The sequence below is a fragment of the Pseudomonas sp. Ma2-10 genome (assembly GCF_054330215.1).
The window spans coordinates 110,765-124,823 of sequence record NZ_JBTEYL010000005.1; the positions used below are offsets into that span (position 1 = coordinate 110,765).

At 58.7% G+C, this 14,059-nt stretch carries 12 protein-coding genes; all 12 read left to right on the forward strand.

Features of this window, described 5'->3' with window-relative positions:
- Positions 1–13 precede the first annotated feature (13 nt).
- The 12 genes from ACXPVS_RS09215 to nuoC all read left to right on the forward strand — a co-directional run bounded on the left by ACXPVS_RS09215 (position 14) and on the right by nuoC (position 14,058).
- Complete coding sequence (locus ACXPVS_RS09215) at positions 14–2,239, forward strand: NADP-dependent isocitrate dehydrogenase (RefSeq protein ID WP_458509646.1); 2,226 nt, start codon at positions 14–16, stop codon at positions 2,237–2,239.
- Between the two features lie 90 nt (positions 2,240–2,329).
- Positions 2,330–2,776 (forward strand): NUDIX hydrolase, encoded by a 447-nt coding sequence (locus tag ACXPVS_RS09220; RefSeq protein ID WP_458509647.1) that lies wholly within the window; start codon positions 2,330–2,332, stop codon positions 2,774–2,776.
- Between the two features lie 59 nt (positions 2,777–2,835).
- On the forward strand, positions 2,836–3,981 hold the full coding sequence (gene mnmA / locus ACXPVS_RS09225; RefSeq protein WP_458509648.1) for a tRNA 2-thiouridine(34) synthase MnmA: 1,146 nt from the start codon (positions 2,836–2,838) through the stop codon (positions 3,979–3,981).
- Positions 3,978–4,601 (forward strand): high frequency lysogenization protein HflD, encoded by a 624-nt coding sequence (gene hflD, locus ACXPVS_RS09230; protein ID WP_458509649.1) that lies wholly within the window; start codon positions 3,978–3,980, stop codon positions 4,599–4,601. The genes mnmA and hflD overlap by 4 nt, the downstream gene beginning before the upstream one ends.
- A gap of 126 nt (positions 4,602–4,727) precedes the next feature.
- Entirely contained in the window at positions 4,728–6,098 is a 1,371-nt protein-coding gene (gene purB, locus ACXPVS_RS09235; RefSeq protein WP_458509650.1) for an adenylosuccinate lyase, read from the forward strand.
- 86 nt (positions 6,099–6,184) lie between these two features.
- The gene (locus tag ACXPVS_RS09240) at positions 6,185–7,354 is read left to right on the forward strand and encodes a ribosomal protein uL16 3-hydroxylase (RefSeq protein WP_458509651.1); all 1,170 of its coding nucleotides are present in this window, start codon (positions 6,185–6,187) and stop codon (positions 7,352–7,354) included.
- Positions 7,347–7,772, forward strand: a complete 426-nt coding sequence (locus ACXPVS_RS09245) for a GNAT family N-acetyltransferase (protein ID WP_458509652.1) — start codon at positions 7,347–7,349, stop codon at positions 7,770–7,772. Before ACXPVS_RS09240 ends, ACXPVS_RS09245 begins: the two co-directional genes overlap by 8 nt.
- Before the next feature lie 159 nt (positions 7,773–7,931).
- Entirely contained in the window at positions 7,932–8,693 is a 762-nt protein-coding gene (locus ACXPVS_RS09250) for a secretin N-terminal domain-containing protein (protein ID WP_458509653.1), read from the forward strand.
- A gap of 474 nt (positions 8,694–9,167) precedes the next feature.
- Entirely contained in the window at positions 9,168–10,493 is a 1,326-nt protein-coding gene (gene aceA / locus ACXPVS_RS09255; protein WP_235571037.1) for an isocitrate lyase, read from the forward strand.
- A 609-nt stretch (positions 10,494–11,102) separates the two neighbouring features.
- Positions 11,103–11,516: an NADH-quinone oxidoreductase subunit A gene (locus ACXPVS_RS09260; RefSeq protein WP_133100244.1), complete on the forward strand. Its 414-nt coding sequence runs from the start codon at positions 11,103–11,105 to the stop codon at positions 11,514–11,516.
- A gap of 10 nt (positions 11,517–11,526) precedes the next feature.
- The gene (locus tag ACXPVS_RS09265; RefSeq protein ID WP_458509654.1) at positions 11,527–12,201 is read left to right on the forward strand and encodes a NuoB/complex I 20 kDa subunit family protein; all 675 of its coding nucleotides are present in this window, start codon (positions 11,527–11,529) and stop codon (positions 12,199–12,201) included.
- 72 nt (positions 12,202–12,273) lie between these two features.
- Positions 12,274–14,058: an NADH-quinone oxidoreductase subunit C/D gene (nuoC, locus tag ACXPVS_RS09270; RefSeq protein ID WP_348123403.1), complete on the forward strand. Its 1,785-nt coding sequence runs from the start codon at positions 12,274–12,276 to the stop codon at positions 14,056–14,058.
- The last annotated feature ends 1 nt before the right edge of the window (position 14,059 follow it).

A 14,059-nucleotide genomic window follows, 5' to 3' on the forward strand; every position in this document is an offset into this window, starting at 1 on the left:
AGTTAATCCGAATATGCCCACCCGCTCGAAGATCATCTATACCTTCACCGACGAAGCTCCCGCCCTCGCCACCTATTCACTGTTGCCTATCGTAGAGGCCTTCACCGCCTCCGCTGATATCGCCGTGGAAACCCGCGATATCTCTCTTGCAGGGCGCATCCTGGCCAGCTTCCCCGAGCAATTGGGTGACAAAGCCGTAGCCGACCACCTCGCCGAACTGGGCGACCTGGCCGTTACGCCTGAAGCCAACATCATCAAGTTGCCGAACATCAGCGCCTCGGTTCCGCAACTGCAAGCCGCGATCAAGGAACTGCAAGCCCAAGGCTTTGCACTGCCTGACTACCCGGAAACCGTGACCAGCGACGCCGACAAGCTCGCCAGGTCGCGTTACGACAAGATCAAGGGCAGTGCCGTGAACCCGGTTCTGCGCGAAGGCAACTCCGATCGTCGTGCACCGCTGTCGGTCAAGAACTACGCGCGCAAGCACCCGCACAAAATGGGCGCCTGGGCTACGGACTCCAAGTCCCACGTTGCGCACATGAGCACCGGCGATTTCTACGGCAGCGAAAAAGCTGCCCTGATCGACGCTGCTGACGCCGTCAAAATCGAACTGATCGCTCAAGACGGCACCACCACCGTCCTGAAAGAAAAAACCACCGTGCAAGCCGGTGAGATCCTCGATTGCGCGGTACTGAGCAAAAACGCCCTGCGCAGCTTCGTCGCTGCCGAGATCGAAGACGCTAAAGCCAAAGGCGTGCTGCTGTCGGTTCACCTCAAAGCCACCATGATGAAGGTCTCCGACCCGATCATGTTCGGCCAGATCGTTGCCGAGTTCTATAAAGACGCACTGGCCAAGCACGCTGACGTGTTGGCACAGATCGGCTTCAACCTGAACAACGGCATCGGCGACCTTTACGCACGCATCAAGGCTTTACCGGCGGAACAGCAAGCGCAGATCGAAGCGGACATCCAGGCGGTCTACGCCGTTCGTCCGTCGTTGGCCATGGTCAATTCCGACAAAGGCATCACCAACCTGCACGTGCCGAGCGACGTTATCGTCGACGCCTCGATGCCGGCGATGATCCGTGACTCCGGCAAAATGTGGGGCACTGACGGCCAGTTGCACGACACCAAGGCTGTGATTCCGGATCGCTGCTACGCCACCATCTACCAGGCAGTAATCGAAGACTGCAAGCTGCACGGCGCTTTCGATCCAACCACCATGGGCAGCGTGCCAAACGTTGGCCTGATGGCGAAAAAAGCTGAAGAGTACGGCTCGCACGACAAGACCTTCCAGATTAAAGCCAACGGTGTGGTTCGGATTTCTGACGGCGCTGGCCGCACCCTGCTGGAACAGTCGGTTGAAGCCGGCGACATCTTCCGCATGTGCCAGACCAAAGACGCGCCGATCCAGGACTGGGTCAAACTGGCCGTCAACCGTGCTCGCGCGAGCAGCACGCCAGCGATCTTCTGGCTGGACCCAATGCGCGCCCACGACGGCGTGGTGATCGAGAAAGTTCAGGCCTACCTGAAAGATCACGACACCGCAGACCTGGACATCCGCATCATGTCGCCCGTCGACGCGATGGCGCTCACCCTAGGCCGTACCCGCGAAGGCAAGGACACCATTTCGGTGACCGGCAATGTACTGCGCGATTACCTGACTGACCTGTTCCCGATCATGGAACTGGGCACCAGCGCCAAGATGCTGTCGATCGTGCCACTGATGAACGGCGGTGGTTTGTTCGAAACCGGCGCCGGCGGCTCGGCACCCAAGCACGTTCAGCAACTGCTGGAAGAGAACTTCCTGCGCTGGGACTCCCTGGGCGAGTTCCTGGCCCTGGCCGCCTCCCTTGAGCACCTGGGTGTTACCTACAACAACCCTAAAGCGCTGGTGCTGGCCAAGACCCTGGATCAGGCCACCGGCCAGTTCCTGGACAACAACAAGTCGCCATCGCGCAAAGTCGGCAGCATCGACAACCGCGGCAGCCACTTTTACCTGGCGCTTTACTGGGCTCAAGCCCTGGCCGCCCAGACCGAAGACGCTGCACTGCAAGCGCAGTTCGGCGAACTGGCCAAGACCCTGACCGAGAACGAAGCAACCATCGTTGCCGAGCTCAACGCCGTTCAGGGCAAGCCCGTGGACATCGGCGGTTACTTCCACGCCAATGCCGAGCTGATCAGCAAGGCCATGCGCCCGAGCAACACCTTCAACGCCGCGATCGCTGCGTTGGTTTAAGGTTGTAAGGATGCAAAGAAGCCCCGGCCCCGTGCCGGGGTTTCTGTTTCCAGCACCCACGCCTACAGTTTGATGACCGGAGGATATTTCATGACTTGGCAACCCCACATCACCGTCGCCACAATCGTCGAAGACAATGGCCGCTTCTTGATGGTCGAAGAACTCAAGGGCGGACGAGCGGTGCTCAACCAGCCCGCCGGCCACCTGGACCCGAACGAAACCCTGATCGAAGCCGCCGCGCGCGAAACCCTTGAGGAAACCGGCTGGGATGTCGAGCCGACCGGCGTGGTGGGGATTTACCTCTATACCGCGCCGAGCAACGGCGTGACCTACCAGCGGGTCTGCTTCACCGCCAAAGCCTTGAAACACCGTCCTGACTATCAACTGGACGACGGCATTGTCGGAGCAAAATGGCTGACGCGTGACGAATTGCTGGCCCAGCGCGCCAACTGGCGCAGTGAGCTGATCATCCGCTGTATCGATGATTATCTGGACGGTCAACACTTCAGTCTCGAACTGATCCGCCCTTCTCTTTAGCCTTGCGGGCTTTGGCCTGTTAGAATCGCGTCCTTTTTCAAGACACTCATTGAATCCCTATGCGTGATCCAGCCCCTTCTGACACACAAAAGAAGCGCGTCATTGTCGGCATGTCCGGCGGCGTGGACTCTTCCGTTTCCGCTCTCCTGCTGATCGAGCAGGGTTATGAGGTGGAAGGCCTGTTCATGAAGAACTGGGAAGAAGACGATGGAACGGAATACTGCACCGCCATGGATGACCTGGCGGATGCGCAGGCGGTGTGCGACAAGATTGGCATCAAGCTGCACACCGCCAACTTCGCTGCCGAGTACTGGGACAACGTATTTGAGCACTTCCTGGCCGAATACAAGGCCGGTCGCACGCCGAACCCGGACATCCTCTGCAACCGCGAGATCAAGTTCAAGGCGTTCCTCGACTACGCCATGATGCTTGGCGCCGACCTGATCGCCACCGGTCACTACGTGCGTCGTCGCGACATCGATGGCCGCACCGAGCTGCTCAAGGGCCTGGACCCGAACAAGGACCAGAGTTACTTCCTGCACGCCGTCGGCGGTGAACAGATCGCCAAGACCCTGTTCCCGGTCGGCGAGCTGGAAAAACCCGAAGTCCGCGCAATTGCCGAGAAACACGAACTCGCCACCGCAAAGAAAAAGGATTCCACCGGGATCTGCTTTATCGGCGAACGCCGCTTTAGCGACTTCCTCAAGCAGTACCTGCCGGCCCAACCGGGCGAGATCAAGACCACCGAAGGTGAAGTTATCGGCCGTCACCACGGTTTGATGTACCACACCATCGGCCAGCGCCAGGGCCTGGGCATCGGCGGTTTGAAAGACGCCGGTGACGAGCCGTGGTACGTGCTGATCAAAGACCTGGAGCACAACGAGCTGATCGTTGGCCAGGGCAATGACCACCCATATCTGTTCTCCCGCGCCCTGCTCGCCTCGGACATCTATTGGGTCAACCCGATCGACCTGACTGAGCCGCGCAAGCTGACGGCCAAAGTCCGCTATCGCCAGAGCGATCAACCCTGCACGCTGGAACAAACCGCCACCGGCTACCGCGCAACCTTCGATGACCCGCAACGCGCGGTCACCCCAGGCCAGTCCGTGGTGTTCTACGACGGTGAAATCTGCCTCGGCGGCGGCGTGATCGAAATTGCAGAACCGTGGACCAGCAAGGGCACTTCTACAGGCCAGCCGCAATGAACCCGACTCAGGAGCAACTGACGGCACTGGGCGGCGTGTTCCTCGCCGCTGTCCTGGTCGACAAGATCGCCAAGACCGGCCAGACCGCCGAAGCCGGCCTGACGTGCATGCTCGGCAGCCTGCTGATTCGCGACCCCAAAGACACCCTGGAGGTGTACGGCGGCGACGACATCAATCTGCGTGAAGGTTACCGCGCATTGATCGGCGCCCTGGAACGCGACCCAAGCACCCTTCAGCGCGAGCCGCTGCGCTATGCACTGGCGATGCTCGGGCTTGAGCGCCAGCTGGCCAAACGCAACGATATGCTTGAGGTGATCGGCAAGCGCTTGCCGCAGATTCAGTCTCAGGTCGAGCACTTCGGCCCGGCGCACGAAAACGTGATCGCGGCCTGCGGCGCGCTGTACCAGGACACCCTGAGCACCTTGCGCCAACGCATTCAGGTCCACGGCGACATGCGCAACCTGCAGCAACCAAGCAATGCTTCGAAAATCCGCGCCCTGCTGCTGGCCGGGATTCGATCGGCACGCCTGTGGCGGCAGCTGGGCGGTCATCGCTGGCAGCTGGTGATCAGCCGTCGCAAATTGCTGAAAGAGCTTTACCCGCTGATGCGCAGCAGCTGAACCGCGCCCGCAATACCTTTTGTAATTTGTAACGCGTAAGACGCTGGTCAGTTGGCAACGGACCAGCGGATTTTTTCATGTATGATACGCGCCCCATTTCGTTGCCCGACTGTCCGAGAACACCCCATGCAGCTTTCTTCGCTCACTGCGGTTTCCCCTGTTGACGGCCGCTACGCCGGCAGAACCCAGGCCCTGCGCCCAATTTTCAGCGAATACGGCTTGATCCGTGCTCGCGTTCTGGTTGAAGTGCGCTGGCTCCAGCGCCTGGCCGCTCACCCTGGCATCAGCGAAGTGCCGGCGTTCTCCGCCGAAGCCAACGCTGTTCTGAACACCCTCGCGGAAAACTTCGCTCTGGAGCACGCCGAGCGCGTCAAAGAGATCGAGCGCACCACTAACCACGACGTCAAAGCCATTGAGTACCTGCTCAAAGAGCAAGCGGCCAAGCTGCCGGAATTGGCCGCTGTCAGCGAATTCATCCACTTTGCCTGCACCAGCGAGGACATCAACAACCTGTCCCACGCCCTGATGCTGCGCGAAGGCCGCGATGACGTGATGCTGCCGCTGATGCGCCAGACCTGCGACGCCATCCGCGAACTCGCCATCCGTTTCGCTGACGTGCCAATGCTGTCGCGCACCCACGGTCAACCGGCCTCGCCGACCACCTTGGGCAAGGAACTGGCGAACGTGGTTTACCGTCTGGAGCGTCAAATCGCTCAGGTCGCTGCCGTACCGCTGCTGGGCAAGATCAATGGCGCTGTCGGCAACTACAACGCCCACCTGTCGGCCTACCCTGAGATCGACTGGGAAGAGAACGCCCGCGCCTTCATCGAAGACGAACTGGGCCTGGGCTTCAACCCATACACCACGCAGATCGAACCGCACGACTACATTGCCGAACTGTTCGACGCGATCGCGCGCTTTAACACCATCCTGATCGACTTCGACCGCGACATCTGGGGCTACATCTCCCTGGGTTATTTCAAGCAGCGCACCATCGCTGGCGAAATCGGCTCCTCGACCATGCCGCACAAGGTCAACCCGATCGACTTCGAAAACTCCGAAGGCAACCTGGGCATTGCCAACGCACTGTTCCAGCACCTGGCGAGCAAGCTGCCAATCTCTCGCTGGCAGCGTGACCTGACCGACTCCACCGTACTGCGCAACCTCGGTGTCGGCTTCGCCCACAGCGTGATCGCGTACGAAGCCAGCCTCAAAGGCATCAGCAAACTCGAGCTCAACGCTCAGAAGATTGCTGCCGACCTGGACGCATGCTGGGAAGTATTGGCCGAGCCAATCCAGACCGTGATGCGTCGCTACAACATCGAAAACCCGTACGAAAAACTGAAAGAGCTGACCCGTGGCAAGGGCATCAGCCCTGAAGCATTGCAAACTTTCATCGACGGCCTGGACATGCCAGCCGCCGCGAAGGCCGAGCTGAAATTGCTCACCCCGGCGAACTACATCGGTAACGCTGTAGAGCAAGCCAAGCGCATCTGATCTACCGCTTTACCCTTTTGAGACGCCCGGCAGCGCCGGGCGTTTTTATTCCCGTCTTAAAAGTGCTTTTTTTCAATAGGTTACACATGAATCCTGATATTCCTCTTCAACTTCTGGGCGGCATCACGGCGCGCGAGTTCCTGCGCGACTACTGGCAGAAAAAACCCCTGCTGATCCGCCAGGCGATTCCTGAATTCGAAAGCCCGATCGACGCCGACGAACTGGCCGGCCTGGCGCTGGAAGAAGAAGTCGAATCGCGCCTGGTCATCGAGCACGGCGAGCGCCCTTGGGAATTGCGCCGCGGCCCGTTCGCCGAAGACGAATTCAGCAAATTGCCGGAACGCGACTGGACCCTGCTGGTTCAAGCGGTCGACCAATTCGTACCGGAAGTCGCTGAACTGCTGGAAAACTTCCGCTTCCTGCCGAGCTGGCGCATCGACGACGTGATGATCAGCTTCGCCGCCCCGGGTGGCAGCGTCGGCCCTCACTTCGACAACTACGACGTGTTCCTGCTGCAAGGTCACGGCAAGCGCAACTGGAAAATCGGCCAGATGTGCGACTCCGAGAGCAAGCTGCTGCAACACGCCGACCTGCGCATCCTTGCCGACTTTGAAGCCACCGACGAATGGGTTCTGGAACCGGGCGACATGCTCTACCTGCCGCCGCGCCTGGCCCATTGCGGCGTTGCCGTTGATGATTGCCTGACCTACTCGGTCGGTTTCCGCGCGCCGAGCGCCGCTGAAGTGCTGACCCACTTCACCGATTTCCTCAGCCAGTTCCTGCCGGACGAAGAGCGTTACACCGACGCCGACGCCCTGCCTGCGGCCGACCCACATCAGATCCAGCACGACGCCCTTGATCGCTTGAAAGGCCTGCTCGCCGAGCACATGAGCGACGAGCGCCTGCTGCTGACCTGGTTCGGCCAATTCATGACCGAGCCGCGCTACCCGGAACTGGTGGCGGGTCCGGAAGAGATCGAAGAAGACGACCTGCTCGCCAGCCTTGAGCAAGGTGCAGTGCTGATCCGCAACCCGAGCGCGCGCCTGGCCTGGTCCGAAGTCGATGACGACCTGCTGCTGTTCGCCAGCGGCCAGAGCCGTTACCTGCCAGGCAAATTGCGCGAGCTGCTGAAGATGATTTGCGCCGCGGACGCGCTGCACGTCGACAATCTCGGCGACTGGCTGAGTGACGAAGACGGTCGCGGCCTGCTGTGTGAACTGATCAAGCAAGGAAGCCTGGGGTTTGCTGATGAATAAAATTCACGTACGTGTCGCAGACTGGCAAAAGGACAACGCCGAGATCCGGCGCATTCGTGAGACAGTATTCATCGCCGAGCAATCCGTTCCACCCGAACTGGAGTGGGATGCTGATGACGCGACGGCGGTGCATTTTCTGGCCTTCGAAGGCGACTTTCCGGTTGGCACCGCCCGCCTACTGCCCGATGGCCAAATCGGCCGGGTATCGGTACTGAAAGACTGGCGCGGATTGAAAGTCGGCGATGCGCTGATGCAAGCAGTGATCGGTGAAGCCGAGAAGCGCGGGCTGAAGCAGCAGATGCTGAGCGCACAGGTACAGGCCACGGCGTTCTATGAGCGCCTGGGCTTCAGCCTGGTCAGCGAGGAATTCCTGGAAGCAGGCATTCCGCATGTGGACATGGTGCGTCATTCGGCTTAATACCGAGCCGCACCCTTCGCGAGCAGGCCCTGAAGAACACCACAAAACGCCTCGCCATCGTCGGATGCCGGGGCGTTTTGCTGCCTACAATTCAACTTGCTCCACGTCGGGCCGACAAACTGGCAATATCAACACTTCAAGATGTCGGAGATAACGGATATGTCCCTACGCACCCTGCTCACCACACTGCTGCTGGCCTGCAGCTTTTCGATCATGGCCGCCACCGAGATCGTGCCGCTAAACTACCGCACCAGCGACGACATGCTGCCGATGGCGCAGAATTTCATCGGTCAGGACGGCCAGGTCAGCGCCTACGGAAACCAACTAATCGTCAAGGCCGATCAGCGCAAGATCGACGAACTTAAGGCCCTGATCTCCCAACTCGACGTCGTCGCCAAGCGCCTGCTGATCACTGTCGACACCAACGAAAACAACGTCCAGGGCGATCAGGGTTACTCGGTAAATGGTTCCAAACCGAGCCATACCCGCATCATCAACCGCAGCACCGACAGCCGTGACGGCGGGATTCAGCAGATCCAGGCCAGCGAAGGGACGCCGGCACTGATCCAGGTCGGCCAGAGCGTTCCGCTCACTAGCACTCAGACCGATTCCTACGGCGACCTGCGAAGCCAGACCGAGTACCGCAACGTCACCCAGGGCTTCTACGTCACCGCCAGCATCACCGGCGATATTGTTCACCTGGCGATCAGCACCAATCGTGACCGCATGAGCCAGGAACGTCCCGATGTAGTGAATGTGCAAAGTACCGACACAACTGTCACAGGACGACTGGGTGAATGGATCACTCTGGCCGGCGTGAACCGCCAGACTCAGGCCGACAAACAGGGCCAAACCCGCAGCTACTCGACTCAGGGCCGAGATGACATGACCCTGCGGGTGAAAGTCGATACTTTGGACTAAACCACCAAAAACTGACTGATTAGTCGTATTAGACCAAAGATGTAGTGCCGCAACAAAAGCACTACAAAACGTTTGACGATACAAAAAAGCAAAGGCATGATGGCCTCGCTCCCGCTAATCAGGGGCCCTGGCAAGGGCCTTCGAGGCGATGCTCGCAATTACCCCGCGAGCCGCTTCGTGTCTGTACCGCCCACAAGGTGTGTTTGACGAGGTTGCCGACTGGAACGAAGTTGTCCCGAGGGACGGAAGCGTAATTAGGTAACCCGGCTCCACACTGAAGTTCGCACCAAGGCCCACGACGCCCGAATGCGCTCGCCAGTTCGCCCTTACCTGCTCACTTCCCCTCGAGCCCATCGTTCATCCCGTCGCCATCCCCGCCGAATCCGACTTGACCACCTAAGCTTCTGGTTTGCGAGCGCTTGAATTTCCACCGCAGAACCACTTTCCATACAAGACGCGACGAGGTTTTTTCCCATGGCACTGACACGCGAACAGCAAATTGCAGCCCTCGAAAAAGATTGGGCTGAAAACCCACGCTGGAAAGGCGTAACTCGCGATTACTCCGCTGCTGACGTGGTCCGCCTGCGTGGCTCGGTGCAACCCGAGCACACCTTTGCAAAAATGGGTGCTGACAAGCTGTGGAAACTGGTGACACAGGGCGCACATCCTTCCTTCCGTCCAGAGAAAGACTTCGTCAACTGCATGGGCGCCCTGACCGGCGGCCAGGCAGTACAACAGGTTAAAGCCGGTATCCAGGCTATCTACCTGTCGGGTTGGCAAGTAGCAGCAGATAACAACTCTGCTGAATCCATGTACCCCGATCAGTCGCTGTACCCAGTGGACTCCGTTCCAACCGTGGTCAAACGCATCAACAACTCGTTCCGTCGCGCCGACCAGATCCAGTGGAAAGCCGGTAAAAACCCGGGCGACCAGGGTTACATCGATTACTTCGCTCCAATCGTGGCTGACGCTGAAGCCGGTTTCGGTGGTGTTTTGAACGCTTACGAACTGATGAAAAGCATGATCGAAGCCGGCGCCGCAGGCGTTCACTTCGAAGATCAGCTGGCGTCGGTTAAAAAGTGCGGCCACATGGGCGGCAAGGTACTGGTTCCAACCCAGGAAGCCGTACAAAAGCTGACCGCAGCTCGCCTGGCAGCTGACGTTGCCGGCACACCGACCATCATTCTGGCCCGCACCGACGCTAACGCGGCGGACCTGCTGACCTCTGATTGCGACCCATATGATCAGCCATTCGTGACTGGCGAGCGCACCAAGGAAGGCTTCTACAAAGTACGCGCCGGTCTGGATCAGGCCATCGCTCGCGGCCTGGCCTACGCTCCGTACGCCGACCTGATCTGGTGCGAAACCGCCAAGCCGGACCTGGACGAGGCTCGTCGCTTCGCTGAAGCGATCAAAAAGGAATACCCGGACCAACTGCTGTCGTACAACTGCTCGCCGTCCTTCAACTGGAAGAAAAACCTGGACGACGCGACCATCGCCAAGTTCCAGCGCGAACTGTCCGCCATGGGCTACAAGCACCAGTTCATCACCCTGGCCGGCATTCACAACATGTGGCACAGCATGTTCAACCTGGCGCACGACTACGCCCGTAACGACATGACAGCCTACGTGAAGCTGCAAGAGCAAGAGTTCGCTGACGCCTCCAAGGGTTACACCTTCGTGGCTCACCAGCAGGAAGTGGGCACCGGCTACTTCGACGACATGACCACCGTGATTCAAGGTGGCTCGTCTTCGGTGACCGCGCTGACCGGTTCGACTGAAGAAGAACAGTTCCACTGATCTGATTCGCCTGAGCAAACGGCCGTTGCGGACCGAATAGAAAGCTAACCGCAACGTCGCACATCTGACGCCCCGACTGGTTCGGGGCGTTTTTTTGACTGGAGTTTCTTGCGCCACGCACCCTGTAGATACCGTCTTGACGCTCACCGGGCAAGCGCAACCTTCGGCGGCTACAGGGATCGCGTCCTTGCCAGGTTCGGTGCTCAAAATCATTGATCCAAAGCCGTTTCCTGATCAGGAAAACACGGTAAAACGACCCCGCTCGCTACTTGCAGTCATGCACATATAAGACAACTTTGCGAACCTCATCCCGTTTAACAGTTTAAAAGCCACCGCAAACAATACTGATTATCATTTAGCCTTAACTATGTTCGTTACATTCCCTACAAAACATAATTAATGAAATGCCGGCTAATGCCCTAACCGCATGGGCTACAGGGTTTTGGAGGTGCGCGATGTCCTTATTCCTATAAATAATTTCGCTATAGGAATTTTACTTGCACGGTGTTGTGCCATAAAATCAGCGGGATTGATTGCTGCGACATATCGTCACTGCGTTGTTTCTTTTTCAAGCTCAGAGACCTTTGCTCTCTGTTAAGGATTACCAGCATGCCCGAAGCGACAGGACTCATGGCCCACAACTGGGGCTTTGCCATTTTCCTTCTGGGCGTTGTCGGCCTTTGTGCCTTCATGCTTGGCGTTTCCAGCCTCCTCGGGTCAAAAGCCTGGGGCCGCAGCAAAAACGAACCGTTCGAATCCGGCATGCTGCCTACAGGTGGCGCCCGTCTACGGTTCTCTGCAAAATTCTATCTGGTCGCGATGCTCTTCGTGATCTTCGATATCGAAGCCCTTTTTCTCTTTGCCTGGTCTGTGTCCGTCCGCGAAAGCGGCTGGACCGGATTCGTCGAAGCTCTCGTTTTCATAGCAATTCTGTTGGCAGGCCTTGTCTACCTATTCCGAGTGGGCGCCCTTGACTGGGCTCCGGAAGCTCGTCGTAAGCGGCAAGCGAAGCTGAAACAATGAGGCTTTGGCAATGCAATACAATCTCACCAGGATCGACCCCGATGCTCCTAACGAGCAGTATCCGATTGGCGAACGGGAAACCGTTTCCGATCCGTTAGAAGATCAAGTCCACAAAAACATTTTCATGGGCAAGCTCGAAGACGTGCTTAACGGCACGGTCAACTGGGGGCGTAAGAACTCCCTGTGGCCGTACAACTTCGGTCTTTCGTGCTGCTACGTGGAAATGACCACCGCCTTCACGGCGCCCCACGACATCGCGCGCTTTGGCGCCGAGGTTATCCGGGCATCGCCGCGTCAGGCGGATTTCATGGTTATCGCCGGTACCTGCTTCATCAAGATGGCGCCGATCATTCAGCGTCTCTACGAGCAAATGCTCGAACCGAAATGGGTTATCTCCATGGGTTCGTGCGCCAACTCCGGTGGCATGTACGACATCTACTCTGTCGTTCAAGGGGTGGACAAGTTCCTGCCCGTGGACGTCTACGTGCCTGGCTGCCCGCCCCGCCCTGAAGCTTTTTTGCAAGGCTTGATGCTCTTGCAAGAGTCGATTGGACAGGAGCGTCGTCCGCTTTCCTGGGTCGTCGGCGATCAAGGCGTGTACCGCGCCGAGATGCCTTCGCAAAAGGATGCGCGCCGCGAACAGCGAATCGCAGTCACCAACCTGCGCAGCCCCGACGAAGTCTGATCCAGATTTGCTTCTTTTTAAGAACCAGACACTGGCTTCATTCTTTACGTTGACCGAAAGCGATAAATAACCATGACTACAGGCAGTGCTCTGTACATCCCGCCTTATAAGGCAGACGACCAGGATGTGGTCGTCGAACTGAACAACCGTTTTGGCCCCGAGGCGTTCACCGCCCAGCCTACCCGCACCGGCATGCCGGTGCTTTGGGTTGCCCGTGCCAAACTCGTCGAAGTCCTGACTTTCCTGCGTAACCTGCCCAAGCCGTACGTCATGCTCTATGACCTGCACGGCGTGGACGAGCGTCTGCGCACCAAGCGTCAAGGGCTGCCTAGCGGCGCCGACTTCACTGTGTTCTATCACTTGATGTCGATCGAACGTAATAGTGACGTAATGATCAAGGTCGCCTTGTCCGAGAGCGACCTCAGCGTACCGACCGTTACCGGCATCTGGCCGAACGCTAACTGGTACGAGCGTGAAGTCTGGGACATGTACGGCATCGACTTCAAAGGTCACCCTCACCTGACCCGCATCATGATGCCGCCGACCTGGGAAGGTCACCCGCTGCGCAAGGACTTCCCGGCCCGTGCCACCGAATTCGACCCGTTCAGCCTGACGCTGGCCAAGCAACAGCTTGAGGAAGAAGCCGCGCGCTTCAAGCCTGAAGACTGGGGCATGAAGCGTTCCGGTGCGAACGAGGACTACATGTTCCTCAACCTCGGCCCTAACCACCCTTCCGCGCACGGTGCGTTCCGCATCATTCTGCAGCTGGACGGTGAGGAGATCGTCGACTGCGTTCCGGACGTCGGTTATCACCACCGTGGTGCCGAGAAGATGGCCGAGCGTCAGTCCTGGCACAGCTTCATTCCGTACACCGACCGTATCGACTACCTCGGCGGCGTGATGAACAACCTGCCGTACGTGCTCTCGGTCGAGAAGCTGGCCGGCATCAAGGTGCCTGAGAAGGTCGACGTCATCCGCATCATGATGGCCGAGTTCTTCCGGATCACCAGCCATCTGCTGTTCCTGGGGACTTACATCCAGGACGTCGGTGCCATGACCCCGGTGTTCTTCACGTTCACCGACCGTCAGAAGGCGTACACGGTGATCGAAGCCATTACCGGCTTCCGTCTGCACCCGGCCTGGTACCGCATCGGTGGCGTCGCTCACGACCTGCCGCGCGGCTGGGAAAAACTGGTGAAAGACTTCATCGAGTGGATGCCAAAGCGTCTGGACGAATACCAGAAAGCCGCACTGGACAACAGCATCCTGCGTGGCCGGACCATCGGTGTCGCCGCCTACAACACCAAAGAGGCCCTGGAATGGGGCGTCACCGGTTCCGGCCTGCGTTCGACCGGTTGCGATTTCGACCTGCGTAAAGCTCGACCGTACTCCGGTTACGAGAACTTCGAATTCGAAGTGCCGCTGGCGGCCAATGGCGATGCCTACGACCGTTGCATCGTGCGTGTCGAAGAAATGCGCCAGAGCCTGAAGATCATCGAGCAGTGCATGCGCAACATGCCGGAAGGCCCGTACAAGGCGGATCACCCGCTGACCACGCCGCCACCCAAAGAGCGCACCCTGCAGCACATCGAGACCCTGATCACGCACTTCCTGCAAGTTTCGTGGGGCCCGGTCATGCCGGCCAACGAATCCTTCCAGATGATCGAAGCGACCAAGGGCATCAACAGTTATTACCTGACGAGCGATGGCGGCACCATGAGCTACCGCACCCGGATTCGCACCCCAAGTTTCCCGCACCTGCAGCAGATCCCTTCGGTGATCAAAGGCAGCATGGTCGCGGACTTGATCGCGTACCTGGGTAGTATCGATTTCGTTATGGCCGACGTGGACCGCTAAG

Bases quoted from the DNA above. Each gene is read 5' to 3' on its own strand.
- ACXPVS_RS09265 (WP_458509654.1), top strand. From the start codon at position 11,527: ATGCAATACAATCTCACCAGGATCGACCCCGATGCTCCTAACGAGCAG.
- ACXPVS_RS09215 (WP_458509646.1), top strand. From the start codon at position 14: ATGCCCACCCGCTCGAAGATCATCTATACCTTCACCGACGAAGCTCCC.
- aceA (WP_235571037.1), top strand. From the start codon at position 9,168: ATGGCACTGACACGCGAACAGCAAATTGCAGCCCTCGAAAAAGATTGG.
- ACXPVS_RS09245 (WP_458509652.1), top strand. From the start codon at position 7,347: ATGAATAAAATTCACGTACGTGTCGCAGACTGGCAAAAGGACAACGCC.
- ACXPVS_RS09250 (WP_458509653.1), top strand. From the start codon at position 7,932: ATGTCCCTACGCACCCTGCTCACCACACTGCTGCTGGCCTGCAGCTTT.
- ACXPVS_RS09240 (WP_458509651.1), top strand. From the start codon at position 6,185: ATGAATCCTGATATTCCTCTTCAACTTCTGGGCGGCATCACGGCGCGC.
- ACXPVS_RS09260 (WP_133100244.1), top strand. From the start codon at position 11,103: ATGCCCGAAGCGACAGGACTCATGGCCCACAACTGGGGCTTTGCCATT.
- purB (WP_458509650.1), top strand. From the start codon at position 4,728: ATGCAGCTTTCTTCGCTCACTGCGGTTTCCCCTGTTGACGGCCGCTAC.
- hflD (WP_458509649.1), top strand. From the start codon at position 3,978: ATGAACCCGACTCAGGAGCAACTGACGGCACTGGGCGGCGTGTTCCTC.
- ACXPVS_RS09220 (WP_458509647.1), top strand. From the start codon at position 2,330: ATGACTTGGCAACCCCACATCACCGTCGCCACAATCGTCGAAGACAAT.
- nuoC (WP_348123403.1), top strand. From the start codon at position 12,274: ATGACTACAGGCAGTGCTCTGTACATCCCGCCTTATAAGGCAGACGAC.
- mnmA (WP_458509648.1), top strand. From the start codon at position 2,836: ATGCGTGATCCAGCCCCTTCTGACACACAAAAGAAGCGCGTCATTGTC.